The organism is Pseudomonas sp. EA_65y_Pfl2_P74 (assembly GCF_963970575.1).
Classification (GTDB): Bacteria; Pseudomonadota; Gammaproteobacteria; order Pseudomonadales; family Pseudomonadaceae; genus Aquipseudomonas; species Aquipseudomonas baetica_A.
In genome coordinates this window covers 1-1129 of record NZ_CAXAOQ010000083.1, presented here as the reverse complement: position 1 = coordinate 1129, position 1129 = coordinate 1, and the positions used below count along the sequence as shown (strand labels likewise).

General features: G+C 62.2%; 1 pseudogene. It reads left to right on the top strand.

Annotation, left to right across the window (positions count from 1 at the left end):
• Positions 1-1129, top strand: a pseudogene (locus AACY18_RS27915) (type IV secretion protein Rhs); the annotation flags it as partial.

The following is a 1129-nucleotide window of genomic DNA, read 5'->3' as shown; positions in this document are numbered from 1 at the left end:
TTGGCTGGAGCCATTCGCTGGCGCATCGGCTGGCGTTCGACGCTGACGAGGTGGTCTGGATTGACCACGAAAACCGCCGTACACGGTTTCCGTTGCCGAGTGTCGAGCGGCCGGCGATTCACAACAGTCTGTCGCGGGCGGCGATTTTTCTGGGGGATGAACCGGAGGAATTAGTCCTCGCGCTGGCGGGGGACGCGGCGCGGTTTTATCACTTTCGCGCTGGCCGGCTGACAGCGATCAGTGATGCGTATGACAACCGTCTGACGGTGCATAGGGATCGGTCTGACAGGGTTCAGCGATTGGATAACGGGGCGGGTCGTTCTCTGTTATTGCGCTACGACCGTCAGCACCTGATCGGCATCGATTACCAGTCGTTTCAACAGGCTGAGTGGAAGACTGAACACACCCTCGTCAGCTACTGCTACGACGCCTATCAGCACCTGATCGAAGCGACTAACGCGGCCGGAGACAGCGAGCGTTACGACTACGACGATCTGCACGTCATCCTGCAGCGCCAACTGACCGGTGGGGCGAGCTTCTTCTGGGAGTGGCAAGGGGCCGGCAAGGCTGCCCGTTGTGTCCGGCACTGGGCGTCGTTCTCGCAGATGGACACCCGCTACGTCTGGAATGACGACGGCAGTGTCGCGGTGCATTACGTCGACGGCACCGAAGAAACCTACGTCCACGACGACCGCGCACGGCTGGTGCGCAAGCTCGAGGCCGATGGCGGTGAGTATTTAAAGGCTTACGACGATGGCGGCCGGCTGATCGCCGAGCAGGACCCGCTCGGCGCGGTCACCGAATACCGCTACGACGAAGTCGGACGGCTGATCGCGCTGATTCCGCCGGATGATGCGCCAACGTCCTACGAGTACCGCAACGGTTTCCTGCACCGCCGCTCGCGTGGCGAAGCACTGTGGACCTGGCGGCGCAATGCCCAGGGCGATGTCATCGAGGCGGTCGATCCCGACGGCCACGTCACCCATTACCACTACGACGCCTGCGGGCAGTTGCTGTCGATCCGCTACCCGGACACCAGTCGGCATGTTTTCGTCTGGAACAACCTCGGCCAGTTGATTGAAGAAACCCTGCCCGACGCTGGCGTGCGGCGCTTTGCCTACGACGCACT